This is a genomic window from Paraburkholderia sp. PREW-6R (genome assembly GCF_039621805.1).
Taxonomy (GTDB): Bacteria; Pseudomonadota; Gammaproteobacteria; order Burkholderiales; family Burkholderiaceae; genus Paraburkholderia.
The window spans coordinates 3344600-3368824 of the sequence record NZ_CP155073.1 but is presented as its reverse complement, the minus strand read 5'-3'; the positions used below and the strand labels follow the sequence as shown (position 1 = coordinate 3368824).

Below are 24225 nucleotides of genomic sequence, written 5' to 3'. Positions count from 1 at the left end.
CGCGCCATGCTGACGGCCGCCGCACCTGACGGTTTAACGATAAGGTGAATCAGGCGCCGATCGATTGGCTGTAGGCGTTTGCATCGATCAGACGATCCTGCGTCGCGTCGGCGGCCGGCTTGATCTTGAAGAGCCAGCTTTCGTACGGCGTGCTGTTGACCGAGTCCGGCGTATCGGCCACGGCCGTGTTCGCTTCGATGATTTCGCCCGAGACCGGCGCGTAGATGTCGGAGGCGGCCTTTACCGACTCGATGACGGCGACGGTGTCGCCGGCGGTCACGGTCTTGCCCAGTTCCTGGACTTCGAAGAAGACGATGTCGCCGAGCGCTTCCTGCGCGTGGTCGGTGATCCCGACCGTCAGCGTGCCGTCCGCTTCCGTGCGGACCCATTCGTGCGATTCGGTGTATTTCAGATCGGCCGGGATGCTCATTGAATGCTCCTATGCGGTGTAATTCGGTGGTGACTTGAAAGAGGTGGACGTACGCGCCGTCTGCTCAGACCGCGAGCACTTTGCCGTTGCGCACGAACGGCAGTTTTACCACGCGTGCAGGAACGTTTTTGTCGCGGATCTGGACATGCACCGTGTCGCCCGGCTGCACGCCTGTCGGCACGCGTGCAAAAGCGATCGATTCCTGCATGGTCGGCGAAAAGGTGCCGCTCGTGATTTCGCCTTCGCCCTGCGGCGTGACGACTTTCTGGTGAGCACGCAGCACGCCTGCCGCCTTGCCATTTTCCTTCAGCAGGATCAGGCCGACGAACGCAGCCCGCGAACCGTCCGCCTCCAGCCGGCCCTTGCCGACGAAGTCGCGCGGCGAGGTCAGATCGACGGTCCATGCGAGACCGGCGTCGAGCGGCGAGACGTTGTCGTCCATATCCTGGCCGTACAGATTCATGCCGGCTTCGAGGCGCAGCGTGTCGCGCGCACCGAGGCCGGCCGGGCGCACGCCTTGTGCTCGCAGCGCGTTCCACAACGCTTCGACGTGGTCCGCCGGGACAATGATCTCGAAGCCGTCTTCGCCCGTGTAGCCGGTGCGCGCGACGGTGAGTTCGCCGAACGGCGTGTCGTCGATGCGTGCGGCGTTGAACGGCTTCATCGATTCAGTGGCGACGCGCACGGCCGGCACGGTCTGCCAGACTTTTTCGCGCGCATTCGGGCCTTGCACGGCGACGATCGCATAGTCGCGGCGCGGCGTGATCGTGAGGCCGAAGCTGCCTTCGGCATTGAGCTGGCCGAACCACGCGATGTCTTTGTCCGCGGTGCCCGCGTTGACCACCACGCGGAAATGATCTTCGCCGAAGTAATAGACGATCAGATCGTCGATCACGCCGCCGTTCGGGTTCAGCAGACAGGAGTAAAGCGCGCGGCCCGGCGTTTGGAGTTTGGCGACGTTGTTGGCGAGCGCGAATTCGAAGAAGGCGCGCACGCGCTCGCCGGTGAAGTCGACGACGCACATGTGCGAGACGTCGAACATGCCGGCGTCGGTGCGCACGGCGCGGTGTTCGTCGATTTGCGAGCCGTAGTTGACAGGCATGTCCCAGCCGCCGAAATCGACCATGCGGGCGTTGAGCGCACGATGGGTGGCGTTGAGCGGGGTGTGTTTGAGTTCGGTCATGGGGCCTCGGGCATCTCGCGAAACATAAAAGGCCATGCGGCGCAACGCCTCGCCGGCCTGATGCCTGCGAGCGTGATCGTGCATGACCCCTCTGTCCTCGATACCTGAGAGATTGCGCTGCCGTGACACTTCTACAAGTCACGGGGAAACGCGCGCCCCTTCGGTGGGCAGCTTGCCGGGTCTTTGTCATGGCGATGACGCCGACGGCTACTGCCGCTCTCCAGAGTGCGAAAAACCGGTGCCGTGAATGCTGCCTCAAAGCGGGTTTTTCGACGCGGTCGGTCCTTTTGCCTGAGAGTTTGCGGGTGTGCCCCTTCGGCGGCGCGGCCTGCGATTCCTTGCGGCCAGCACGCTCTCCCGACGCGTGCGGCGAATGTACGCGAGCCCCGGAGGCTTGTCAAATAAAGGCCCGCAAGCCGTGCGGGGGTTGGCGACGCCGGTCTGCACGTATCAAAAAAAAGCGCGGGGACAGGCTGCCGCCGCGCTTTTGCCGTCAATGGCCATCGGCCAACTTATTCGCCGATGGCGTGCGCCGCGCCGTCCAGTTCCTGGTTCAGCACGCGCTGTTCTTCGGCCGACAAACCGCCGCCATGTTGCGCGGCCATGTCGTGTGCTTCCTGACGGATCACATCGAGACGATGATGCAGCGCGCCGCCTTGCGGAGGCGGGTAATAGCCCTGGTTGACGTGGTTGTCGATGCGGCGGCTCAGGTTGTCGAGACGGCCGTCGACCTGATGCAGGCGCTGATCCGCGATCTGTTGCGGATTGGGACGCGGAGCGGGTGCGGGTTGCGGCGCCACCACGCAGGCGGCGAGGGAACTGAGCAAGGCGGACGCAGCGAGTGCGCGGACGATACGGGGCATGGACTCTCCGGGAAGTCGTTGTCGTTTTGTGCTGTTACGGTGATACGAACGCATGGGCTCGCCCGCGCGCTGACGGCGCGCGCGGGCTTATTTGTAACGTTATGTTCCTTACGGACGTGTAGGGTCGGCGCGCCGCGGCGGGGGCCGTGCAGAAGCGCGTTATCGAATCCGCTCGAACGGCAGGCGCACGCCTTCTTCGGAACTGCGCGCGGCAAGTTCGATGATCGTCATGACGTCCACCGCGTCTTGCGGCGTGACCGGGAATTTATCGCCGTTCTGGATTGCATCGGCCAACGCGATATAGAAGCCGGTGTAGTCGCCATGGCGAGTCGGCTGCTTGCGCTCCACTTCCTGGTCGCCTTCCAGCACACGCAGCGTGCCCGCTTCGTTGCCCGCGCCGAAACCCTCGTCGCCCGGACGCAAGCCGGCTTTGAGCTGATCTTCCTGGGTATCGAGTCCGTACTTCACATAGCTGCCGCGCGTGCCGTGAATCGAAAAACGCGGCGCAACCAGCGCGGTCAACGCACTGGCGTGCAGCACGACTTCGAAGTCGCCGTAGCCGAGTTGAATATGCACGTAGTCAGGCGCGCCGGCCTGGTCGCGATGCGTGCGCACCGTCGCCGAGACGGTTTGCGGTGCGCCGAACAGCGCCAGCGCCTGATCGATCAGATGCGGCCCGAGGTCGAGCAGCAGGCCGCCGCCGCGCGACGCCTCTTCACGCCAGCGCTGACGCACTTCAGGACGGAAACGGTCGAAATGGGATTCGTATTGGGTGATGCGGCCCAGCACCTGACTCGCGAGCAGATCGCGTACGGTGAGAAAATCGCCATCCCAGCGGCGATTGTGGAACGGCACGAACAACTTGCCGCGAGCGAGCGCGATATTGGCGAGCGTGTGGGCGTCGGCGGCGGTCAGCGTGACCGGCTTGTCGACCACGACATGTTTGCCCGCCTCCAGCGTGCGGCGTGCGAGGTCGAAATGGGTATCGTTCGGCGTTGCGATCACGACGCAGTCGAGGTCGTCGAGCGCCAGCAGCGCGTCGAGATCGGCGACTACCTTTGTGTGCGGATAATCGGCGAGCGCGCGCTCGGGCTGACCTGTTGCAATGGCGGCAACGGTGGCCCGACCGCTGTGTTCGATGACCGGCGCGTGAAAGGTGGCGCCAGCAAAACCGTAACCCATCAATCCAATCTTTAGCGATGCGGACATGCGTGTCTTCCTGCAAAACGGCGCGCCGCTTTGCCACCGCGGCGGCGGCGCGCTACAGCGTGATTGTGGCATGGCGCGAGGACGGTCTGTCAGGTGGGTGGCGAAGCGGCCCACGCAAATAGGTAATCGGCGCGGGAAGCTGCCTCGCCATTGAGTGCCGGATCCAGCGCGTCGAGCCGGCGTACCCCTATATGCCTCGCGAACTGGCGGATTGATCAGTGTGTCAGTCCGCAGCGTTTAACCGGGCATTCCCATCGTGCTCTTCTTCGCATTTCCCGTTGCCTTTCCATCGCGTTTTCCGTCGTGTTTTCCGTCGCGTTTTCCATGTTAACATCGCTCCTCCCGGGCAGAGCGAGGCGAGCCGAAACGCCTGTCGCATCAGATTAGCGCCCGCTCGCAGCCCCACGCAGCATGCCGCAGGGCCCTTGCCGTCGCGATGCCGCGCCCTGCCGCCTTCAACCGCATTCCCCGTCCATAACGATGTCCGCAGGCCTGAACCCCGCTCAAAATGAAGCGGTCCGCTATCTCGACGGTCCGTGTCTCGTGCTCGCCGGCGCCGGCAGCGGCAAGACACGCGTGATTACGCAGAAAATCGCGCATCTGATCGAAGCAAAAGGCTTCGAGCCGCGCCATATCGCCGCCGTCACCTTCACGAACAAAGCCGCGGCGGAAATGCGCGAGCGCGTCGGGAAATTGCTCGAAGGCAAGACGCTCACGACGCCGGGCAAGGAAGGCCGCAAGGTGCCCGTCAATCAGCTGACGGTGTGTACTTTCCACTCGCTCGGCGTACAGATTTTGCGTCAGGAAGCGGAGCACGTCGGGCTGAAGCCGCAGTTCTCGATCATGGATTCCGACGACTGCTTCGGCATGATCCAGGAACAGGTCGGCTCGACGGACAAGGGCTTTATCCGCAAGATCCAGTCGATCATTTCGCTGTGGAAAAATGGCCTCATCATGCCCGAAGAGGCGATCTCGATCGCGGCAAACGAAGACGAGCATCAGGCCGCGATCGTTTATCGCAACTACGTGGCCACGCTGCACGCTTATCAGGCGGTGGATTTCGACGATCTGATCCGCCTGCCCGCCGAGCTTTTTGCGAAAAACGAGCAGGTGCGCGACCGCTGGCAGAACAGGTTGCGCTATTTGCTGATCGACGAATATCAGGACACCAACGCGTGCCAGTACGAACTGGTCAAGCTGCTGGCCGGCCCGCGCGGCGCGTTCACGGCGGTCGGTGACGACGACCAGGCCATTTACGGCTGGCGCGGTGCGACGCTCGAAAATCTCGGCCAGCTCAGCAAGGATTTTCCGAAGCTGCACATCATCAAGCTCGAACAGAATTACCGGTCGACGGTGCGCATTCTCACCGCCGCCAACAACGTGATCGCCAACAACCCGAAGCTGTTCGAGAAAAAGCTGTGGTCCGAACACGGGATGGGCGACACCATCACCGTCACCGGCTGCAACGACGAAGAGCACGAAGCCGAATCGGTCGTGTTTCGCCTGTCGGCGCACAAGTTCGAGCGCCGCGCGAATTTCCGCGACTACGCGATCCTCTATCGCGGCAATTTCCAGGCGCGCATCTTCGAACAGGTGCTGCGGCGCGAACGGATTCCGTATGTGCTCTCGGGCGGTCAGTCGTTTTTCGACAAGGCCGAGATCAAGGACATCTGCGCGTATCTGCGCCTGATCGCCAATGCGAATGACGATCCGGCGTTCATCCGCGCAATCACCACGCCGCGCCGCGGCGTCGGCAATACCACGCTCGAAGCGCTCGGCTCGTTTGCCGGCCAGGCGAAGGTGTCGCTCTTCGAGGCGGTGTACATGGGCGGGATCGAAGCACGCCTGTCACCGCGGCAGATCGAGCCGATGCGTGTGTTCTGCGACTTCATGCAGCGCCTCACCGATCGCGCGGAAAAGGACCCGGCCGGTCCGCTGCTCGACGAACTGATGGACGCGATCCACTACGAGGCGTACCTGTACGACGCGTTCGACGAGCGCCAGGCGCAGTCCAAGTGGCAGAACGTGCTGGAGTTCATGGAGTGGCTCAAGCGCAAGGGCACGAAAGCCGAGGCGCAAGGTGCGGCGGACGCGGGCGAAGCGACCGGCTACGACACCGCCGATGGTTTCGGCGACACCGGCAAGAATCTGCTCGGACTGATCCAGACGGTCGCGTTGATGTCGATGCTCGAAGGGCGCGAGGAGGATCCGGACGCCGTGCGGCTTTCGACGGTGCACGCGTCGAAGGGTCTGGAGTATCCGCACGTGTTTCTGGTGGGCGTCGAGGAAGGCATCATGCCGCATCGCGGCGGCGCCGACGACGAGCCGATCGACGACGCGCGCATCGAGGAAGAGCGCAGGCTGATGTACGTCGCGATTACACGGGCGCAGCGCAGTCTGCATCTGAACTGGTGCAAGAAGCGCAAACGGGCGCGCGAGACGGTGGTGTGCGAGCCGTCGCGGTTCATCCCCGAAATGCTGCTCGACGACGCCCCACCGCCGACAGCCGAAGAAGCGCCGATGTCGCCGAAAGACCGGCTGGCGAGTCTGAAGGCGTTGTTGCAGAAGCCTTGAGTTTTATCGGGATGCGAGCTGAATTAGAAAACCCTGCCCGTGCTGGTGAGCACGCGGCAGGGTTTTTATTACGCCTTTCGACAGCGCGCGGTGCGCTTTTATTTCGCTGCGCTGACCATGTAGTCGACGGCGGCTTTCACGTCGGCGTCCGACGCATTCGAGCCGCCTTTCGCGGGCATCGCGCCCTTGCCGTGCAGCGCGTAGTTGTAGATCACGTCCATGGGGTCTTTCAGACGCGGCGCCCATGCTTCCTTGTCGCCGAACTTGGGCGCGTTCAGCACGCCGGCGGCGTGACATGCCTGACAAACCTGCTGATAGAGCGCCTTGCCGGCCTGCGATGCGTCCGCGCTTTGGGCGCCGCCCGCTGCCGGCGCGGCGGCTTGCGGCACGCTTGCCATGGCCGCCATGGCCGCGGCCGCCTGCGTCGCGGCGGTGTCCGATGCGCCGCCGGCCGCTGCCGCACCCGGTGCGGCGGCTGCGCCAGAACTCGCCGCTGCCGCGCCCGCCGCCGGCTGGGCCGGTTCGGGGAAACTCGCGCCGGAGTTGTTCGCCATGTACACCACGGCGCGGGCGATTTCGAAATCGCTGTAGTCGTCAGGGCTCGTGCCGCCGCGCGGCGGCATCGCGCCCTTACCCGCGAGCGCCGTTTTCCAGAGCGTGTCGAACCCCTGCGAGATGCGCGGCGCCCAGTCGGCGGTATTGGTGAATTTCGGCGCGCCTGCTGCACCGGACGCGTGACAGGCCGAGCACACAGCCTTGTACACTTCCTCGCCGGTTTTGTAGACGCGCGGTGCGTTGGCGTCGCGAATGTCGACCTGGGCCAACGGCTTGATGCGGGCGGTGACTTCGGCGTCCGACAGACTGTCGGTGCCGGCGCCGGTGCGCGTCGAGTTGTCGACGTAGACGGCCAACAGCACGATGATGACGATCGGCACAGCAAACCCGGCGATGACTGCGGCGATCAACTGCCCGGGGGTTTTGATCGGGGCTCCGTGGGGTGCTTCGCTCATGCTTGTCTCGTCTCCGTGTGTATGTGAGCGGTACAGCGTGACGGCAACTTCTTGTTCTTTATCAGTCACGGACGATTATAGACGCAAGATTTCGGCGGCGGCGAGCGCGGCAAAGCGCTGTTCAGCAGGCGTTTACCCGCATCGCGAATCACGAAGTGGCGCGCTGGAATAGTCGGAGAAACGGGCGAAATACGTCGAAAATGCACCGTTCAGGGCCGCCGGTGGACGGTTTGGACGAAACCGGGTATTCTTTCGGTCTCGCTTTGGCGTCGCATCCGTTCAGATGCCGCGCTTTCGTGTTGAAGCGCCCGTAGCTCAATGGATAGAGTACTGCCCTCCGAAGGCAGGGGTTGCTGGTTCGATCCCAGCCGGGCGCGCCAAAGGATTTCTAAAAGAAGGGCTTATGACCAGACGTCTAAGCCCTTTTTTATTTGTCCACGCGAAAGTGGGCGCGGTCGGCGATCTCTCCATTCGACCAGTTAAGCGGCCTCAATTAAAAAGCGGCACGCCTGAGCACTTTTCTGCGTCCTGGTTCATTCCTATCTTTGCAGCGCCCCACTCATTAAGCTACACCGCTCGGAAACATCAATCTTCTTGATTCTCAGCCTTCAAAAAAAACATAAGAAGTTTCCACATTCGTTTGCAGCATCTTCTCCAGCCTGCATTCCATCCCGGTAATTAGCATGCGTGGGCTATGCGGATTGCATAGCACAAGGCATACGATCAAGCGGCCCAGTTCACCCCGCCGCTCCTAATTCACCGTCAACACAGCGAAAAAGTTATCCGAAAGGATGGCGTTACGTCCGCAGGTCATGAATAAATTCATTCGTTTCATTTTAATCGCCTCATTTTCGATCCTCTCGCCACTGACGCAAGCGCAAACCGCACAGGCTCAAATCGGTCCGAGTGACTTTGCAGGTCCTTATGTCGGCTTCAAGGTTGGCACCAACACATCGAACGCAAGCGGCGCGATCAGCAAAGCGTCGCACACCACCGTCTTTCCGGGCATCACCGCGGGCTATAACTTCGACATCGGCCGCTTCGTCGTGGGCGCCGAAGCATTCGCTGATTTTCACCACGGCTCGACCACTTTCAAGGACGGCGGCATCGACGCGAAACTCGGCATGCCGCTCATTCAGTTCATGCCCTATGCCCGACTCGGGTTCACGTCGAGCTGGCCCGATAATCGGCTGCATGGCGGCCTGGGTGTCGAGTACAAACTGGCGAGGCAGATCAGCGCGGCGCTGGAATGGACGGCGGACTCGAGCCATCACGATGGCACGAAGCGCGTGAACAACAGCGTGACGATCGGTCTGCAATATCACTTCAATTAAGCTTCGAGCAGCGTGGCCCGCTTCCGTCCCCAAAAGCTTGTTGAAAGCGGGCCCTGCCGTTAAAATCCCCGGGTCATTGGGGAGTAGCCTTCCTTCTGTTTGAAGGAGAGCGCGTCAACATACTTGGCTTGCAGGCCATGGCGCGTTCGACCAGGTCGGTTTGGCGAGACCATTGGCGCACTGCTTCGTTCCGGTCGGACGGGTTGCGGTGCGTCATGGTTCGTTACCTGCGTCCGACCTCGGAGTTCTCCTGTGAAACGCCGTTGTGCCCCGCCCGTTCCTCCGCTTCGTCCCATTCGGTCACGCTACTGCCTCGCACCTTCGGTCAGGTCCGGCGCATGACGGGTCTCGTGTTCGAACTTGCAGTGATGCTGGTCGTCATCCTTGTGGCGGCCGAACTGTTCACCAACGCGCTCGAGCATCTCGGCGAGCGGCTCAGCATTTCCGAAGGCGTCACGGGTTCGCTGTTCGCAGCGGTCGGCACTGCGCTACCCGAGACGCTCGTGCCACTGCTGGCCATTGCGGGCGGCACGACCGACAGCGCTGTGAATCAGGAAATCGGCGTCGGCGCGATTCTTGGTGCGCCGCTGATGCTCTCCACGCTTTCCACCTTTCTGATGACGCTTGCCATTCTCGGCTCGCGCGGCGTCAGGGGTTGGGTCGCGCCCGAGCGCACCGGCTTCACACGCGACCTCAACTATTTTCTGTGCGCGTTCGTGCTTGCCGCGGGGGCAATGTACGTGCCGCACGAGCAAATGGTCGTGCGCGCGCTGTTCAGCGTCGCACTGGTCGGCGTCTACCTCACCTATGTGACGATGACGTTTCGCGCATCGAACGGACTCGTCGACGCCGGCCACGGTACCGAAGCGCCGGGCAGGATGCTGCTGTCGCGGCTTGGCATGCCGACCACGCTTGCGACCATCGCGCTCCAGTTGTTGCTCGCGGTTGCGCTGCTAGTGTGGGGCGCGGAGGGTTTCATACACGGAGTGCGAGGCGTCTCGCAGGCGCTCGGAGTCTCGCCGCTGCTGCTGTCGCTGCTGATCATTCCGATTGCCACCGAGCTGCCGGAAAAGGTGAACAGTATCTTGTGGATTCGTCGCGGCAAGGACACGCTGGCGTTCGGCAACATCACCGGCGCAATGGTGTTTCAGGGCACGTTGCTTCCGGCTATCGGCATTCTGCTCACGCCGTGGACGCCGCGTATCGAAGTTGTGACCGGCATCGTCATCACGCTAGCCGCCGCAGCGTGGCTGCGGGTCAACGTCCGCGAGCGCGGCGTGCCCGTGTGGGCATTGCTGGCGTGTGGTGCGCTATACGCAACGTATCTGGCAATCACGTTGAGCCGTTGAGCGGGCTCGAGTCTGACCGGGTCTGCAATTATTGCGGCGTACCAACGACTTGTCCTCGATATGCATTGTGATTGGGCGGCCGGGCTGTCATGAAACCTATCGGTGTCGCGCAACAGGTCAGCGAACTGAAATTGCCCAGACGCGCGCAGATTTATGATTGGCTGATGACAGCGTTGTGTCGCATGTTCGCGCGTCGACCGTGTTACAAATTTATCTGTATGACCTGTGAATTCGTTTGCTAGTATTCCGAAACGATTACATCGCCCTTAAAGCCCAGTCTTCCGCATGCTTCGTCCGATGCGGCGTCTCTCTTGTTTCCGGTTCAAGGAGCGTCCATGCAAGCACCGTGTCTCACCTCCTGACTTTCTGGCTTCGCCAGTTTCGCTGACTATTCGAGCAAGGGAGCAGTCGGCTGTTCGCGCAGCGGCTCAACGCTTCATTCTTCCGGTCCAGACAGGCGACCGGCTGGATGAACGCGCGTGCGAACCGAAGTGGCTTTCATTTCAAATTCGAACGCGAATGCTTTGAGTCAGTTTGCTTCTGGCAAAGGAAGGCGATCGCGCCAGGATAGACATACGAGGCGAGAAAATGGCTTACCGACGTATGCTTCTGCCGCAGTCGCGCCGCAGCGCAGCGCCCACCTTCGCATCGAAGCGAGCATCGGGTTGCGAGGCCACGAACGGGGCGGGCGCATGCTTTACGTTCGACGCAAACGCGCTCCACCATGGAGCCGACTACTGTATTGATCCGGCGTTGACCACATCCTTCAGTTTGGTCAATGAGTGCGCCGAGACAAACTGTTTTTACTCTGACGCCGGTCGATCGGATCATCATCTCAAAAGTAGGGCGCGCTACACTATCGCCACTGCAGATGAGCAGTTGTCGCCGGTCGGAAACGTCTGGCGGCTCGCCCTCAACAACCCGCGCCTTAACCTTCCGCCTCAAAGCGCAGAGCCGGTTCTTGCTCGGCACACTGAACCAAAGCCCGAAACCCCACGTCCCGCGTGGCATGCCCGCTCGCTGCCTGCTGATTCGACAGGCTGCATGGGCCGGCACCCGGACGCGGCGCCCGCTGCCCCGCGCTACGAGCGTATAAAACACGGTCCATGGAGCATGATGATTAGCTATCCTGAAATGTTGGAAATGGGCAAGCGGCATCTCACCAGGGCTTGCGTGCACGCAAGCCTGACCGTGCTCGCTTTGAGCGTGCCGCAGTGGGCGTCGGCTGCGGACAGTGACACGGCCCCGCCGAATGATGGCGCGGCGCCCACGCAGCCCGTGCAAACATCCGCAGACGACGCCAACAAGAGCAACAATCCACTCAATCTGGCGGCGTCGTTCAACGTCCAGAACTACTACACGCCTAGCGTGTTCGGGGCGAGCGCGCACACCAACGATCTATTGCTGCGTCCCACGATTCCGGTCGGCCCGAACAGCCTGATTGGCGTGCCCGAGATCTTCCGCGCGACGCTGCCGGTCAGCACGCGCCCCAGTCCGAACGGGGGCTACGACACCGGACTCGGCGACCTTAATCTGTTCGACATTTTCCTGCTGTCGCAGGGCGACGTGCAGTTCGGCGTCGGTCCGCTCGTCACTTTGCCGACGGCTACCGACCCAAGTCTCGGCACCGGCAAATGGCAGGCGGGTCTTGCTGCTGTCGCCGTGAGCGCGACGAAGGAGCGGCTCATCGGCGGCCTCGTGCAGTGGCAGCACTCGTTTGCCGGAGAAAGTGGGCGGCCCACGACGCAAACGCTGACGGCTCAGCCGTTTGGCATCTTCAATTTGCCGGGCGGCTGGTACATCCGGTCAACCGGAACGTGGACGTTCGATCTGCAGCGCGGCAGCTACTACATTCCCGTCGGTCTTGGCGCGGGCAAGGCCTGGAAAGGCGGATCAACGATCTACAACGCGTTTATCGAACCGCAGTATTCGGTGGCCCATTCGGGCTCCGGCGTGCCGAAGTTCACGATTTTCGCCGGACTGAACATGACATTTGGCAAATAAATCAACCTGAGAGATTGAGCAATGACGCTATTCAAACGCCAATACATTCACATTGTTATCGCGGGACTGACATTGGCCATGCTGCCGGTCGCGCAGGCATCTGCGCAAAGTGCCGCTTCGGCCAGTCCGCCGGTGAATGCGCCTGCGGCGTCGGTGACGGCATCGCCGGAAGAGGCACGCGCGATCGCCAAAGAAGCATTCCTGTACGCGTACCCGATGCTCTTCAACTACAAGACGCTCTACCAGCAGGCAATCGATCCGCACTCGAAGTCCTACATCGGCGGTTTTGGGAAGTTCCGCAATTACGCGCAGCCGTATGGACCGGAAAACAAGGAAATCGTCACGCCGAACAACGACACCCCTTACTCATGGGCATGGCTCGATCTGCGCCGCGAGCCTTGGGTGCTGTCGGTTCCCGCCGTGCCGGACAACCGGTATTACGTCTTTCAGTGGATCGACCTCTTCACCTATAACTTTGCCTATGTCGGTTCGCGAACCACCGGCAACGGTGCCGGCCACTATCTGTTCGCCGGCCCGAACTGGCACGGTGATACGCCAAAGGGCATCGACAAGGTGTTCCGTTCGGAGACGGACCTGATCCTGACGCTCGGCCGTACCGCGCTAAACGGCGCGAGTGACGTCAAGAACGTGCAGGCAATCCAGAAGCAGTACAAGCTCACTCCGTTGTCCGCGTTCGAGCATACGGCAGCGCCTCCTCCTGCCCCTGTGCTGACCTTCCCGAAATGGGATGAAAGCAAGGCAACCTCGATCGACTTCATTGCGTACCTGAATTTCCTTCTTCAGTTTACGCAGCCTCCTGCACCGTCGGAGCAGGCACTAATGGCGCGCTTTGCCACTATCGGCATTGCGCCGGGCGCGCCGTTCAACCCGTCCGCATTGCCTCCCCAAATTCGCGAGGCGCTCGAAGCAGGCGTCGCCGACGGTAAGGCCGCGCTAGCCGACGCCGAAAAGCACACAACTAGCTCGTTCAACCTGTTCGGCAGTCGCGAGGCGCTTAAAGACGACTACACCACGCGTGCGGTGGCGGCCGCCATGGGCATCTACGGCAACACGAAAGAAGAGGCCGTGTACGTCGGCACGCGAGTGAACGCGGATCACCAGCAACTGGTCGGCTCGCAAGCGTACGTGTTGCATTTCGACAAATCCAACCTGCCGCCCGCGAAGTTTTTCTGGTCCATGACTTTGTACGACTTGCCGGCGCGTCACCTCGTTGCCAATCCGATCCAGCGATATTCGATCGGCGATCGTACGAAAGGGCTGAAATACGGGCCGGACGGATCGCTCGATATCTATGTGCAAAACACCCGGCCGGCCGCGGCTGAAGAATCGAACTGGCTGCCTGCGCCGGAAGGGGCTTACGACCTCGTGATGCGGATTTACGGTCCTGACCAGCGCGTGCTCGACGGCAACTGGACTTTCCCGGTCCCTCAAAAACGCTGACCCACCGAATGGACGATCCGGAGTCCGACATGCACCGACAAACTGCCACATGGATTACGGCCGCCGTGCTCGCCGCGGTCGCCGCCCCGATTCTTGCGAAACCACAGCAGTACGCGTCCGCTGTCGCGCCGGCGAGCGAGGCTTCCATACCCGGCCCGGTGGCCGGCTATGCGATGTCCGTGGACTATGCGCGGCTCGTGGCGCGCCAGACCTATTTCTGGGCGTGGCCGCTCGTGAACGTCTACGGCCGCTTGCTCGCAATGAAACAGGTGCCGCAACCTGGTCTGAACGGCGGCATCGTGCCCGTTGCGCCGCCGAATCATCTATCCATGCTGCGCGACTATATCGAGCCGCAGGAGCGTTTTGTCGCGTGTCCTAATCAGGACGTCGTGTATGGTTCCGCGATCCTCGACCTGAACAGCACGCCGGTCGTCGTTCAGGTGCCGGATTTCGGCAAGCGCTTCTGGGTTTATCAGGCCGTCGACTTAAGGACCGACAGTTTTGCGAACCTCGGCAAGATGTACGGCACTCGGCCAGGGTTCTATCTGCTGGCGGGTCCTGAATGGCATGGGGCGGTGCCCAAGGGAATCCGGCAGGTGTTTCGGGCATCGGCGTCGGTGGGCAGTTTCATTCCGCGCGTGTTCATGGATGACACGCCGGAGGACCGTGCGGCGGTTCAGTCGGTCATCAGAAAAATCGCCGTTTATCCGCTGGCGGAATACGACGGCAAGGAGAAGGTGACCGACTGGTCCGCGTTGCCGTCGTTTGGTGCGGCGCCGGCGGCCGGCGCCGAGGCGGCCGCCGCTGAAATCAGGTGGGTGGATCCCAACCGCTTCTGGGACATGCTGCCCACGGTGCTCGACGAAGCGCCGCCGCAGCGTGGCGAGGAGGCGCTTTATGCGCAGGCTCGTGCGCTGATCGCGGCAGCACGGGTCGATCCTTCGCTGAAGGCTGCAATCGTCGACGAAGCAGCGAAAACCGAAAACGATCTGATCTCGCCGCTGTTTGATTTCAACACGTTCGGCAAGCGTCTGCCTGCCAACTGGAACACCATCAGCAATGGCGCTGCCTTTGGCACGGATTACTACACGCGAACGGCCGTGGCGAAATCAAACATCTTTGTGAACAAGAACAACGAGACAAAGTATTTCTATTCCGACGCCGATGGGTCTGGTCAGCGTTTCGACGGCAATGCACATTACGCCGTCACGTTTCCGGCGAATCAGTTGCCGCCTGTCAAGGGCTTCTGGTCGCTCACGCTTTACAACTCGCACCATTTTTTCTCGCCCAATGCACAGAACCGGTATTCATTGGGCACCAAGAATAAAGACCTGAAGTTCAACGCGGACGGCTCGCTGACGATCTATGTGCAGAGCGAGAGCCCCGCCGACGACAAGCGCTCGAACTGGTTGCCGGCGCCTGCCAATGAAGCATTCTCGCTTTACATACGCGCCTACTGGCCACGGCAAGCGGTGCTCGACGGCACCTGGACTCCGCCGCCGGTGACGCGCACACCCTGAATCGGCGCGCCTGCTTCGAACGCATTCGCGCCGCGCGCTGCGCGCAGTCGCGGCACACCGCGCGGCGTAGGTCAATGAAAACTGGATTTATCGAGAATGACTATGAGCAAGTCCCGTCACTCAATCACGAGCAGAACGCGAGCCGGCCGGCTGTGCGCGGGCTCGCTCCTGACTCTCGTCGCCACGAGTCTTTCTACGCAGGCCCTTGCAACGGAAGGTGGTCTCGGCCGCCCGATTACCGGTCAGCAGGTCGCGCCCTACGGCGGCGTGGTGCCGCCGACCGACGACTGGATCGTGTCCGTCGCCACCATCTATTACGAAGGCTCGCTTGGCGCGAGCAAGACTATTCCGATTGCAGGGCAGGTCACGGCCGGCGTGAATGCCACCGCCGAGTACACGATCGTCAACGCGGTCAAAACATGGGGCATCACTTTGGGCGGGTGGAATTTTGCGTCGTCGTTTGGAGTGCCGTTCCAGTACACGGATATCTCCACGTTTCATGGCCGTCTGCCGGATGACCACAATACCCAGTTTGCGGACATTTTCTTTTCGCCCATTGTTGCCGGCTATCACCTGACGCAAACGGATCACGTCGCGCTAAGCGTGCAGATGTACGCCCCAACCGGCAGCTACAGCAGTAGCCGACTCGCCAACGCCGGACAGAACACGTGGACCTTTACGCCGACTGTCGCGTACACAAAATTGTTGCCGCAGGAAAATGTCGAGCTGACGCTGAATTACGGCGTGGAGTTCTACACGGCCAATAACGACACGCACTATCACAACGCGCCGGTCAGCGTGCTCGACCTGCTCGCGCTCAAGCGGTTCAAGAGTGGGTGGGGCGTCGGTGTGGTGGGCGGTTATATCCAGCAGATCGGGCACGACACCGGTGGCCTTGCCGACATCACCGGCGGCAATCAGGGTCACGCGGTCGGCGTGGGCCCAATGGTCACGTGGTCGGGCAAGGTCCAGAAGACACCGGTTTCCGCCTCGCTGCGGTGGGTCAACGAGTTCAATGTCAGCAACCGGCCGAAGGGTAATGCGGTGCAGTTGTCGGTGAACGCGACGTTCCAGTAGGCGGCTCGCCGCTAAGCGCATTGTAAGCGGGGCTGCCGGGCCCATGCGGCCGGCACAAACCGCGATCAGGCGCTTGCGATGCGGCGTTTCGGGCCGTGCCGCGCCCCCTCGCTCCGCTACTGCCTGAACCCGCCATGCCCCTGCGGCCCCAGCCGCCCGACCATATCCCGCCGCGCTGCGCTGCGCCGCGCCGCGCCGCGCCACCCCGCCACCCCGCCACCCCGCCACCCCGCCACCCCGCCACCCCGCCACCCCGCCACCCCGCCACCCCGCCACCCCGCCGCCCCGCCGCCACGCCATCCCGCCATCCCGCAACCCCGCAACCCCGCAACCCCGCAACCCCGCAACCCCGCAACCCCGCAACCCCGCAACCCCGCAACCCCGCAACCCCGCAACCCCGCTACCACGCCACCACGCGGCCCCCGCAACACGCCAGCCCCCGCCACCTCCGCCGCCCCCCGCGCGCAATGCGTCAAATTAGGGGCTTTTTCCGTCCTACCTCCCGGAATCGCCAGGCCAGTCCTCGCCGCATAATTTCGGAAAATGTTTCTCATCGCTCATGCCGCGCGGCGACACGCGCAGTCACGGCCCGAACAGATTTTCAAGCGAGATTGGTTTTCAAATGACGAACAGAGATACCTACGACAAAGTCTTCATGGACAGCTTTTCGGTGCCGCGCGACGCCCTCAACGCCGAATTCGTCTATCAGTGCGTGCCGGCGTGGGACTCGGTCGGCCACATGGGCATGATCGCCGCGCTCGAAGAAGCGTTCGACATCATGATGGACACGGAAGACATCATCGAGTTTGGCTCTTACACGATTGGTGTCGAGAAGCTCAAAAAGTACGGCGTCGAGTTATGAATTCCGGGCTCGTCAGCCGTCGATTTCCTGAACGCACTGCGCTCGTCGCCGAGGGCGGCGTGTCGCTCAGCTACGCGCAGTTGTGGCAGGCCATTGATCGGCTGGCGGCCGTGTTGCCCGCGCGGCAACTGATCTTTATCGTGGGCGGCAACGATCTGCCGACCGTGCTGTGCTATCTGGCGTCGCTCGAAAAAGGCGCGGTGCCGTTGCTGCTCGGGCGCGGCGTCGACGAAGCGCAACTGAACCGTCTGATCGAAACCTACGACCCATCGTGCATCTTTGCATCGACGGAAACGCAGCCGCCATCAAGCTGGGGCGCCGTGGCGCATGAAGAAGGCGCGTACGGACTTTACCGCCGTGCGGCTGCACGGCATCATGAGCTTCACCCCGATCTGGCTTTGCTGATGACCACGTCGGGTTCGACGGGCTCGCCCAAGCTGGTGCGCCTGAGTGCGAACAATCTTCGTTCGAATGCCGCGTCGATCGGCGAATATCTGGACATCACGCCGCACGAGCGGGCCATCACGTCGTTGCCGTTCAACTATTCGTACGGCCTGTCGGTGATCAATAGCCACCTGCTGGCCGGCGCATCCGTCGTGCTCTCGGACCGGTCGTTGATGGACAGCGTGTTCTGGCGGCAAATCAACGAGCACCAGGTCACGAGCTTCGCCGGCGTGCCCTATAGCTATGACATGTTGCTCAAGCTGCGTCTCGCACGCATCAATATGCCTTCGGTGCGCACGCTGACGCAGGCGGGCGGCCGCATGGACCCGGCCAAATTGCTGCAGGTCGCCGAGATTTGCAGTGCGAAAGGAATCCGTTTTTTCGCGATGTATGGTCAGACGGAAGCGACGGCGCGTATCGCGTATCTGGCTCCGGAGCAGGTCGCGCACAAACCGGCGAGCATCGGCCGCGCCATTCCGAACGGTCGGCTGTGGCTCGAAAACGATGAAGGCCGCATCCTCACCGGCGCTGGCGAAGTCGGCGAACTGATCTATGCGGGCCCGAACGTGTCGCTGGGCTATGCGGAGAACGCCGCCCATCTCGCACTCGGCGATTCGAATCAAGGCACGCTGCGTACGGGCGATCTCGCCCGTGTCGACGAAGACGGCTGCTTCTTCATCGAAGGCCGTCGTCATCGCTTTCTGAAAATCCTCGGTTTGCGCATTTCGCTCGACACCGTCGAGCAGATTGCCGCCGATAAGGGACTCGTCTGCGCGGCGCGCGGCAACGACGAACAGCTGGTCATTCACGTCGTGGAGTCGCCTGCGTTCGCAACCGATGATGTGCGTAACGACATGGCGAAGTCGCTCGGGCTGCATCCGTCGGTAGTGGCCGTCAATCCGCTGCGCGAGTTGCCGCGCCTGCCCACAGGAAAGGTGGACTACCAATGTCTGAGCCAGTCGGTCTGAGCGACGTGCTTCAGTGGCCCGTGTTCGGGCTGCAGAAAGCGGACAAGGACAGCGCGCTGCTGGACGAACTTCAGCGCCTGACCGGTTTGCATTACGACGCCTGCGCGCCGTACCGCACCATTCTCGACAAATTCGGCGTGCGTCGCGATGCCACGAGCTTGTCCGACGTGCCGTTTCTGCCGGTCAGACTTTTCAAGCACGAACAGCTTCTGAGCGTGCCGAAGGCGGATATCGTTAAGACGATGACGTCGTCGGGCACGAGCGGCCAGAGCGTATCGCAGATATTTCTCGACAAGCAGACCTCGGCGCTGCAGGTGAAAGTGCTGTCGCGAATCGTCGGTGACTTCATCGGCCCCAGGCGCCTGCCGATGCTCGTGATCGATTGCCGTGCCACGGTAGCCGACCGCTATCGCTTCTCGGCGCGCACCGCGGGCATTCTCGGCTTCTCGATGTTCGGCCGTGACGTCGAATATGCGTTGAACGACGACATGTCGCTCAACGTGGATGGCATCAAACGCTTTCTCGACAAGCATCCGGATCAGCCGGTGCTGCTGTTTGGCTTCACGTTCATCGTGTGGCTGCATCTCTTGCAGGCGCTGGAAGCGAGCGGCAAAACACTCGGCATCGAACATGGCGTGCTGATTCACGGCGGCGGCTGGAAGCAGTTGCAAGCCCAGGCGGTAAGCCATCAGGAATTCAAGCGACGACTGGCCGCCGTGGCGGGCGTGAAGCGCGTACACAACTACTACGGGATGGTCGAGCAGACCGGCTCGATCTTCGTGGAATGCGAGCATGGGCATCAGCATGCGTCGGCGTGGTCCGACGTGATCGTGCGGGACCCGCAGGATTTCGGCGCACTGCCGCCTGGCAGGCCGGGTCTGATCCAGCTGCTTTCGGTGATACCGCACAGCTATCCGGGCCACTCGCTGCTGAGCGAAGACCTGGGTGAGATTGTCGGCGTCGACGATTGCCCATGCGGACGCAAAGGCACGTATTTCAGGGTGCACGGCCGCATCCAGAACGCTGAGACACGAGGTTGCAGTGATACGTATTCCCGTTGATATCCAGCGCAGCACCGAGATTCTGGCGGGCCACCGGGAGGCCGTCTCCAACACGCCCGCGCCGGTGTTCGACGCCGCACGCGTGAACTTTCTCGCAGACCTCTCGCGCACTTTGCTGGCTCGCGCGGACGTGCGGTCGCTGCCGGATGTCGTGAGTTTCGCGTACTGGTGCCGTCGGTCGAATCTGACGCAACTGGCGAACAGCTTCGCTGCGCGCGACGAAGTGCGCTTGGGTTTGGGGTTGTCGTTCCATATCTGCCCGTCGAACGTGCCGGTCAATTTCGCGTTTTCTCTAGCCTTCGGCCTGCTGTCGGGCAACACGTGCGTGTTGCGGCTGCCGTCGCGCGAGTCCACGACGGCGGACGTGCTGGTGGACGCCATCGTCCAGCTTCTGAAGCAGGATACCCACGCGGCGCTCGCCGACTCGATCGTGTTGACGCGCTTTGAACGCGACGACGAACTCAACCGCTTCTGGCTCTCCGTGGCGGATGCGCGGCTCGTGTGGGGCGGTGACAAGACCGTCGAACACATGCGCAGTCTGCCGTGCCGGCCGCGCTCGCGCGAGGTCGCTTTTTCGGACCGCTATTCGCTGTGCGCGATGGCGCCGCAAGCGGTGCTCGCGCTCGACGTCGAAAGCCTGCGTTCGTTGTGCCATCACCTGTTCAACGATCTGTACCTGATGGATCAGGCAGCGTGCTCGTCGCCGCAGCTTCTCGCTTGGATCGGCAGCGAGCATCAGGTCGACGCGGCAAAGGCGCGTCTGTGGCCGGCGCTCGCCGACTACGCGGCATCGCGCTACGCGCCCGAAGCCGTACAGGTGATGGACAAATACGTGCACGCCTGCCGCCGTGCATTGGACGGTGAACAGGTGGTCGCTGTCCGGCAGCATGGCAACACGCTATATCGCGTCGAACTCGCTGACGTGGCAGTCGATCAGGACGAGTGCCGCGGCTATTTCGGCACGATTCACGAAGTGACGCTGGCTTCGCTGGATCAACTCGCACCGATCGTGAACGAGCGCTATCAGACGCTGACCTACTTCGGCATCGACAAGGCGCAGCTGCAGGACTTCGTCGTCTCGCGGCGCTTGCGAGGGATCGATCGCGTCGTGCCGGTCGGGCGCGCGCTGGATATGAACGTCGTGTGGGACGGCTACGACGTCGTCGCGAGCCTGTCGCGGATTGTCGCGATTCAATGACGCAGCAGATACCGGTATGAATGAAGTTGCAGACATCGTGATCATTGGCTCGGGCGCAAGCGGCGCAGCCGCGGCCTGGAGCCTGAGCCGCGATCGCTCGTGGCGGATCGTGTGCCTCGAACAGGGTTCGGTCACGAAACCCGCCGAATATCCGTCGACGCAAACCGACTGGGAACTGTACCGATCCGGCGCATATAGCTCCAATCCGTCGGTGCGCAAGAGCGCAGCCGATTATCCGATCGACGACTCGGGCTCGCCGATTTCCATCGCCAACTTCAATGGCTTTGGCGGCAGCACGATTCTGTACTCCGCGCACTTCCCGCGTTTTCATCCGTCGGACTTTCGAACGAAAAGTCTGGACGGCGTCGGCGATGACTGGCCGCTCAGCTACGAAGAACTGAAGCCGTATTTCACCGAGAACGAGCGGATGATGGGTGTCGCGGGACTCGTGGGCGACCCCGCCAATCCCGACTACGAAAGCCTGCTGCCGCCGGTTCCGCTCGGTCCGATGGGCCGCACCATGGCCGCGGCGTTTAACAGCCTCGAATGGCATTGGTGGCCGTCGTATAGCGCGATCAATACGCATCGGCACGGCAACCGGGGCGCGTGCGTCAACCTCGGCCCGTGCAATACCGGCTGCGCACAAGGTGCGAAAGCCAGCGTGGATGTGACGTACTGGCCGATTGCGCGCCAGCAGGGGGTGGAAGTCAGAACCGAATGCCGCGTGCGCGAGATCACGCTTGACACGAAAGGCCGCGCAAATGGCGTGCTGTACGTGGATGCCGGCGGCGTCGAACAGCGGCTCGACGCGCGCGTGGTGGTCGTGGCGTGCAGTGGCGTCGGCACGCCGCGTCTGTTGCTCAACTCGAAGTCGAGCGCGTTTCCCGATGGCCTGTTGAACGAGCACGGTCTGGTAGGCCGCAACCTGATGCTGCATCCGCTCGCCTACACCGAAGGCGTGTTCGAAGATGACCTGCGCTCCAGCATCGGCCCGCATGGCTGCAGTATCCTGAGCCAGCAGTTCTATGAAACGGCGGCGGAACGCGGCTTTTTGCGCGGCTACACCATGCAGGTCTTGCGTGGCGCACCGCCGGTCGAAACCGCTGTCTCGGGCTATTTCATGCGCCAGGTGCCGATTGGCGCGGATCATCATCAGAAGTTCAAGCGCCTGTTCAATCGCACTGCGGGCATCGCGGTGATTTCCGAGGACCTTCCTGACCCGGACAACCGGATCGAACTCGACCCGGCGCATTGCGATTCGAGCGGCATGCCAGGCGTCAAGGTTTTCTACAAACTCGGCGAGAACACCCAGCGCATGCTCAAGCACGGTATCGAAATGAGCAAACAGGTGTTCAATGCGGCGGGCGCGAAAGTCACGTCGTCGTTCGCGCCTGTGAAGAACACGGGTTGGCATTTGATGGGCACGGCTCGCATGGGAGACGATCCGGCGACGTCGGTCGTCAACAAATTCGGGCAGGCGCATGCGGTGAAGAACCTGTTCATTGTCGACAGCAGCATTTTCGTGACGGCGGGCGCGGTGAATCCGGTCGCGACAGCTCAGGCCCTTACGTTGATGGCGTGCGATTACCTGCGCCGCAATCTGGATCAACTGGTGAGCGCGTCATGATCGAACTCGTTCTTGACACGATGCTGCCGGGCGACGTGAGTCTCGGCATGCCGCCGGCCTCGGCAACCGATTTCGAGGTTTACCAGCTTCGCCACCACACGTTCGAGCAGGTCGACGCGTTCCTCGCGATGCTCGCCGGCGTTGCCCGCGACAAGTTTGGCCAGTCGTTCGAATCGCTCGACGCTACCCAGCGGCTGGCGGCGATCAACGGCTGCAAAGTGGTGGACGTGCGGCTTTTTTCTGCGTTCCTGACGCATGTGATGCGGGCTTACTACACCGATCGCGACGTGCTCGGACGCCTCTCCGTGGGTGCCGTGCCGCCATTCCCAGCCGGCAATGAACTCGAAACCGACGACTGGACGCTGCTCGAACCCGTCTACCTGCGCGGCGAGATGAGCCGTCGTGCGGATTCGATGGGAAGCGAGGCCGCCGAATGAACAAGCAGGACACTTCGATGTTGCTAAAAGACAAGTTCGCCGTGATTACCGGCTCCAACCGCGGCATCGGGCGCGCAATCACGCAGACCTTCGCGGCGCAGGGCGCGAGCGTGATTGCGTGCATGCGCGAGGTGACGCCCGACGCGCTCGAATGGCTCGCGTCGCTCGCACAGGCGCACGACGTGAGTGCATACGCGGTCAGCGTGGATCTCGCGGACGAAGCGTCCGTGAAAAATGCGGTGCGGCAGATCACGGGCCTCGCGCCGCGTCTCGACGTGCTCGTGAATAACGCCGGTGCAGCCAGCGGCGCGATCTTTCAGATGACCTCGATCGCGGAGTTGCGCCGCCTTTTCGAGGTCAATTTTTTCAGCCAGATCCTGCTGACGCAAGGACTCGCGCGCTCGATGGTGCGCAACAAGGCCGGCTCGATCATCAATATCGCGTCCACTGCGGCGATGGTTGCGGATCCGGGCACGCTCGCATATGGCTCCAGCAAAGCCGCCTTCGCCCGCGCGACGCAAAGCATGGCGACGGAACTCGGCGCGTCGAACATTCGCGTGAACGCGATCGCGCCTGGCGTGACCCGCACCGACATGTTCGACCTGATGTCCGAAGCCGCGCGCGACAAGTTGATTGCTTCCTCCGCGCTCAAGCGCGCGGCCGAACCTCAGGACATTGCCAACATGGCGCTGTTTCTCGCATCGGACCTGTCCACTTTCGTTACGGGACAGATCATGCGGGTAGACGGCGGCATGGTTTGAAATCAGGACCACAGGACATGAACTATTCCGACATCGAACGCATGGCTCTTTTTATGCGTCAGAAGATTCTTGAAGTGAGCCACCACTGCAATATGAGCGCGCACCTGGGCGGCGGCCTCTCCATGGTGGAACTGATGGCGACGCTTTACGCAAAGCAATTGCGCTATGACAAAGCCAACCCACGCTGGTCCGAGCGCGACCGTTTCATTCTGAGCAAGGGCCACGGCGTGCTCGGTTATTTTTCGGCACTGCGCGCGGCGGGGCTCATCGACGAAGCGACCTTCACCAGTTTTCAGACGAACGACAGCGAACTGATCGCGCACCCGGTCATGAATATGGACATTGGGATCGAGTCGTCGAACGGCAGCCTTGGACAAGGTCTTTCCATGGCGATCGGCATTGCACTCGCGGCGAAAAAGAAGCAGCGTCCGTACACAACCTATGTATTGCTCGGCGACGGCGAGTGCAACGAGGGTTCGGTATGGGAGGCGGTGATGTCGGCAGCCCAATTGCGCCTCGACAACCTGGTCGCAATGGTCGATTACAACAAGCTCCAGAGCGATGGCGATTCGCATCACATCGTGGATCTGGACGACCTCGCCGGCAAGTTCCGCAGCTTCAACTGGGATGTGCATGAAGTGGACGGCCACGACATCGGCCAGATCGTGACGGCGTTCGACACGCCAGTCGTTGCGGGCCGGCCACGCGTGCTGGTCGCTCATACCGTGAAGGGCAAGGGCATCTCGTTCATGGAAAACAACAACGAGTGGCACCACAACCGGCTGACGAAGGCGAACTATGAACTCGCGATGTCGGAACTGACTGTTGCTGCGGATTGAACGGAGACTCGAAC

At 62.0% G+C, this 24225-nt stretch carries 20 protein-coding genes, 1 tRNA gene and 3 riboswitches; of the genes, 16 read left to right on the top strand and 5 right to left on the bottom strand.

Going from position 1 to position 24225, the window contains the following annotated elements; genetic code table 11:
• Positions 1 to 49 precede the first annotated feature (49 nt).
• The 4 genes from gcvH to AAGS40_RS14915 form a co-directional block, all read right to left on the bottom strand.
• A complete protein-coding gene (gene gcvH, locus AAGS40_RS14930; RefSeq protein WP_345812281.1) occupies positions 50 to 430 on the bottom strand; it encodes a glycine cleavage system protein GcvH in 381 nt (126 codons plus the stop codon).
• A gap of 64 nt (positions 431 to 494) precedes the next feature.
• Positions 495 to 1613, bottom strand: coding sequence for a glycine cleavage system aminomethyltransferase GcvT (gene gcvT, locus AAGS40_RS14925; RefSeq protein WP_345812280.1), 1119 nt, complete (start codon positions 1611 to 1613; stop codon positions 495 to 497).
• Positions 1614 to 1694: 81 nt separating this feature from the next.
• Positions 1695 to 1847: riboswitch (glycine riboswitch) on the bottom strand.
• Positions 1848 to 1881: 34 nt separating this feature from the next.
• Positions 1882 to 1983: riboswitch (glycine riboswitch) on the bottom strand.
• A 142-nt stretch (positions 1984 to 2125) separates the two neighbouring features.
• Complete coding sequence (locus tag AAGS40_RS14920) at positions 2126 to 2476, bottom strand: hypothetical protein (RefSeq protein ID WP_345812279.1); 351 nt, start codon at positions 2474 to 2476, stop codon at positions 2126 to 2128.
• Positions 2477 to 2635: 159 nt separating this feature from the next.
• Positions 2636 to 3685, bottom strand: a complete 1050-nt coding sequence (locus tag AAGS40_RS14915; protein ID WP_345812278.1) for an oxidoreductase — start codon at positions 3683 to 3685, stop codon at positions 2636 to 2638.
• A gap of 480 nt (positions 3686 to 4165) precedes the next feature.
• Between AAGS40_RS14915 and AAGS40_RS14910 the strand changes: the two genes are divergently transcribed.
• A complete protein-coding gene (locus AAGS40_RS14910; protein ID WP_345812277.1) occupies positions 4166 to 6259 on the top strand; it encodes a UvrD-helicase domain-containing protein in 2094 nt (697 codons plus the stop codon).
• 98 nt (positions 6260 to 6357) lie between these two features.
• Here AAGS40_RS14910 and AAGS40_RS14905 read toward each other — a convergent pair whose 3' ends face one another.
• A complete protein-coding gene (locus AAGS40_RS14905; RefSeq protein WP_345812275.1) occupies positions 6358 to 7269 on the bottom strand; it encodes a c-type cytochrome in 912 nt (303 codons plus the stop codon).
• A 304-nt stretch (positions 7270 to 7573) separates the two neighbouring features.
• Between AAGS40_RS14905 and AAGS40_RS14900 the strand changes: the two genes are divergently transcribed.
• The 15 genes from AAGS40_RS14900 to AAGS40_RS14830 all read left to right on the top strand — a co-directional run bounded on the left by AAGS40_RS14900 (position 7574) and on the right by AAGS40_RS14830 (position 24211).
• Positions 7574 to 7649: transfer RNA gene (locus AAGS40_RS14900), tRNA-Arg, on the top strand.
• A gap of 432 nt (positions 7650 to 8081) precedes the next feature.
• Positions 8082 to 8603, top strand: a complete 522-nt coding sequence (locus AAGS40_RS14895) for an outer membrane beta-barrel protein (protein WP_345812274.1) — start codon at positions 8082 to 8084, stop codon at positions 8601 to 8603.
• A gap of 66 nt (positions 8604 to 8669) precedes the next feature.
• Positions 8670 to 8844: riboswitch (yybP-ykoY riboswitch) on the top strand.
• A 97-nt stretch (positions 8845 to 8941) separates the two neighbouring features.
• The gene (locus AAGS40_RS14890; protein WP_345812273.1) at positions 8942 to 9952 is read left to right on the top strand and encodes a sodium:calcium antiporter; all 1011 of its coding nucleotides are present in this window, start codon (positions 8942 to 8944) and stop codon (positions 9950 to 9952) included.
• Positions 9953 to 11065: 1113 nt separating this feature from the next.
• Complete coding sequence (locus tag AAGS40_RS14885; RefSeq protein WP_345812272.1) at positions 11066 to 11956, top strand: hypothetical protein; 891 nt, start codon at positions 11066 to 11068, stop codon at positions 11954 to 11956.
• Between the two features lie 21 nt (positions 11957 to 11977).
• Positions 11978 to 13417, top strand: a complete 1440-nt coding sequence (locus AAGS40_RS14880; RefSeq protein ID WP_345812270.1) for a DUF1254 domain-containing protein — start codon at positions 11978 to 11980, stop codon at positions 13415 to 13417.
• Between the two features lie 29 nt (positions 13418 to 13446).
• The gene (locus AAGS40_RS14875; protein WP_345812269.1) at positions 13447 to 14937 is read left to right on the top strand and encodes a DUF1254 domain-containing protein; all 1491 of its coding nucleotides are present in this window, start codon (positions 13447 to 13449) and stop codon (positions 14935 to 14937) included.
• Positions 14938 to 15039: 102 nt separating this feature from the next.
• Positions 15040 to 16014, top strand: coding sequence for a transporter (locus AAGS40_RS14870; RefSeq protein WP_345812268.1), 975 nt, complete (start codon positions 15040 to 15042; stop codon positions 16012 to 16014).
• Between the two features lie 622 nt (positions 16015 to 16636).
• Entirely contained in the window at positions 16637 to 16876 is a 240-nt protein-coding gene (locus AAGS40_RS14865) for an acyl carrier protein (protein ID WP_345812267.1), read from the top strand.
• On the top strand, positions 16873 to 18288 hold the full coding sequence (locus AAGS40_RS14860) for an AMP-binding protein (protein ID WP_345812266.1): 1416 nt from the start codon (positions 16873 to 16875) through the stop codon (positions 18286 to 18288). The genes AAGS40_RS14865 and AAGS40_RS14860 overlap by 4 nt, the downstream gene beginning before the upstream one ends.
• Complete coding sequence (locus AAGS40_RS14855; RefSeq protein WP_345812263.1) at positions 18267 to 19349, top strand: acyl-protein synthetase; 1083 nt, start codon at positions 18267 to 18269, stop codon at positions 19347 to 19349. The genes AAGS40_RS14860 and AAGS40_RS14855 overlap by 22 nt, the downstream gene beginning before the upstream one ends.
• Positions 19330 to 20547, top strand: a complete 1218-nt coding sequence (locus tag AAGS40_RS14850) for an acyl-CoA reductase (RefSeq protein WP_345812262.1) — start codon at positions 19330 to 19332, stop codon at positions 20545 to 20547. Before AAGS40_RS14855 ends, AAGS40_RS14850 begins: the two co-directional genes overlap by 20 nt.
• Before the next feature lie 16 nt (positions 20548 to 20563).
• Positions 20564 to 22174, top strand: coding sequence for a GMC family oxidoreductase (locus tag AAGS40_RS14845; RefSeq protein WP_345812261.1), 1611 nt, complete (start codon positions 20564 to 20566; stop codon positions 22172 to 22174).
• Positions 22171 to 22611 carry a hypothetical protein gene (locus AAGS40_RS14840; RefSeq protein WP_345812260.1) on the top strand — a complete coding sequence of 147 codons (441 nt, stop codon included), beginning with the start codon at positions 22171 to 22173 and terminating at the stop codon, positions 22609 to 22611. The genes AAGS40_RS14845 and AAGS40_RS14840 overlap by 4 nt, the downstream gene beginning before the upstream one ends.
• On the top strand, positions 22608 to 23372 hold the full coding sequence (locus AAGS40_RS14835; RefSeq protein ID WP_345812259.1) for a glucose 1-dehydrogenase: 765 nt from the start codon (positions 22608 to 22610) through the stop codon (positions 23370 to 23372). Before AAGS40_RS14840 ends, AAGS40_RS14835 begins: the two co-directional genes overlap by 4 nt.
• A gap of 17 nt (positions 23373 to 23389) precedes the next feature.
• Positions 23390 to 24211, top strand: a complete 822-nt coding sequence (locus tag AAGS40_RS14830; RefSeq protein WP_345812257.1) for a transketolase — start codon at positions 23390 to 23392, stop codon at positions 24209 to 24211.
• Positions 24212 to 24225 lie beyond the last annotated feature (14 nt).

What these genes read in the sequence shown, in the direction of transcription:
- AAGS40_RS14875 (WP_345812269.1), top strand. Translation starts at nt 13,447, where the DNA reads ATGCACCGACAAACTGCCACATGGATTACGGCCGCCGTGCTCGCCGCG.
- AAGS40_RS14905 (WP_345812275.1), bottom strand. Translation starts at nt 7,269, where the DNA reads ATGAGCGAAGCACCCCACGGAGCCCCGATCAAAACCCCCGGGCAGTTG.
- AAGS40_RS14870 (WP_345812268.1), top strand. Translation starts at nt 15,040, where the DNA reads ATGAGCAAGTCCCGTCACTCAATCACGAGCAGAACGCGAGCCGGCCGG.
- AAGS40_RS14865 (WP_345812267.1), top strand. Translation starts at nt 16,637, where the DNA reads ATGACGAACAGAGATACCTACGACAAAGTCTTCATGGACAGCTTTTCG.
- AAGS40_RS14885 (WP_345812272.1), top strand. Translation starts at nt 11,066, where the DNA reads ATGATGATTAGCTATCCTGAAATGTTGGAAATGGGCAAGCGGCATCTC.
- AAGS40_RS14880 (WP_345812270.1), top strand. Translation starts at nt 11,978, where the DNA reads ATGACGCTATTCAAACGCCAATACATTCACATTGTTATCGCGGGACTG.
- gcvT (WP_345812280.1), bottom strand. Translation starts at nt 1,613, where the DNA reads ATGACCGAACTCAAACACACCCCGCTCAACGCCACCCATCGTGCGCTC.
- AAGS40_RS14915 (WP_345812278.1), bottom strand. Translation starts at nt 3,685, where the DNA reads ATGTCCGCATCGCTAAAGATTGGATTGATGGGTTACGGTTTTGCTGGC.
- AAGS40_RS14895 (WP_345812274.1), top strand. Translation starts at nt 8,082, where the DNA reads ATGAATAAATTCATTCGTTTCATTTTAATCGCCTCATTTTCGATCCTC.
- AAGS40_RS14890 (WP_345812273.1), top strand. Translation starts at nt 8,942, where the DNA reads ATGACGGGTCTCGTGTTCGAACTTGCAGTGATGCTGGTCGTCATCCTT.
- AAGS40_RS14840 (WP_345812260.1), top strand. Translation starts at nt 22,171, where the DNA reads ATGATCGAACTCGTTCTTGACACGATGCTGCCGGGCGACGTGAGTCTC.
- AAGS40_RS14910 (WP_345812277.1), top strand. Translation starts at nt 4,166, where the DNA reads ATGTCCGCAGGCCTGAACCCCGCTCAAAATGAAGCGGTCCGCTATCTC.
- AAGS40_RS14920 (WP_345812279.1), bottom strand. Translation starts at nt 2,476, where the DNA reads ATGCCCCGTATCGTCCGCGCACTCGCTGCGTCCGCCTTGCTCAGTTCC.
- AAGS40_RS14845 (WP_345812261.1), top strand. Translation starts at nt 20,564, where the DNA reads ATGAATGAAGTTGCAGACATCGTGATCATTGGCTCGGGCGCAAGCGGC.
- gcvH (WP_345812281.1), bottom strand. Translation starts at nt 430, where the DNA reads ATGAGCATCCCGGCCGATCTGAAATACACCGAATCGCACGAATGGGTC.
- AAGS40_RS14860 (WP_345812266.1), top strand. Translation starts at nt 16,873, where the DNA reads ATGAATTCCGGGCTCGTCAGCCGTCGATTTCCTGAACGCACTGCGCTC.
- AAGS40_RS14830 (WP_345812257.1), top strand. Translation starts at nt 23,390, where the DNA reads ATGAACTATTCCGACATCGAACGCATGGCTCTTTTTATGCGTCAGAAG.
- AAGS40_RS14855 (WP_345812263.1), top strand. Translation starts at nt 18,267, where the DNA reads ATGTCTGAGCCAGTCGGTCTGAGCGACGTGCTTCAGTGGCCCGTGTTC.
- AAGS40_RS14835 (WP_345812259.1), top strand. Translation starts at nt 22,608, where the DNA reads ATGAACAAGCAGGACACTTCGATGTTGCTAAAAGACAAGTTCGCCGTG.